At 70.3% G+C, this 821-nt stretch carries 1 protein-coding gene; it reads left to right on the top strand.

The features are described 5' to 3' along the window. Positions 1-168 precede the first annotated feature (168 nt). Entirely contained in the window at positions 169-789 is a 621-nt protein-coding gene (locus ACYVE9_RS29030) for an L-threonylcarbamoyladenylate synthase (protein ID WP_461030858.1), read from the top strand. Positions 790-821 lie beyond the last annotated feature (32 nt).

The following is an 821-nucleotide window of genomic DNA, read 5'->3' as shown; positions in this document are numbered from 1 at the left end:
GGCCGGCCGGACGCTGAGGACCGCCCGGCGACGGGGCCGGCCGGCTGCGCAGGACCGTGGACGGCGGGTCGGCCGGTGGGGCCCGTACACCCTGCGGCGGTGTCGGCGAACGCTTTCACGGTTCGTCGTCCCGGCGGCACGGGCGGCCCGATCACGTAGGCTCGGCGAATGGCGAAGTACTTCGACGTGCACCCCGACAATCCTCAGCGGCGCACCATCAGCAACGTGGCCGACAGCATCCGCTCCGGGGCGCTCGTCGCGTACCCGACCGACTCATGTTTCGCGCTGGGATGCCAGTTGGGCAACCGGGAGGGTCTCAGCCGGATCCGGTCGATCCGCAACCTCGACGAGCGGCACCACTTCACCCTCGTGTGCCAGGACTTCGCACAGCTGGGCCAGTTCGTGCATCTCGACAACGACGTCTTCCGCGCGATCAAGGCGGCGACCCCCGGCAGTTACACCTTCATCCTGCCCGCGACGAAGGAAGTGCCGCGGCAGCTGCTGCACCCGAAGAAGAAGACGGTCGGGGTGCGGATCCCGGACCATGTCGTCACCCAGGCGCTGCTGGCCGAACTCGGTGAGCCGCTGCTGTCGAGCACGCTGCTGCTCCCCGACGAGGAGGAGCCGTTGACGCAGGGGTGGGAGATCAAGGAGCGGCTGGACCACGTCGTGGACGCCGTGCTCGACTCCGGCGACTGCGGTACCGAGCCGACCACCGTCATCGACTTCTCCGGCGGAGAGGCCGAGATCGTGCGGCGCGGGGCCGGCGACACCGACCGCTTCGAGTGAACTCCCCGCCGTCCCGCCCGGCGAGGGCGAGC

The organism is Streptomyces sparsus (assembly GCF_054776295.1).
This window is presented reverse-complemented; position numbering and strand designations above follow the sequence as displayed.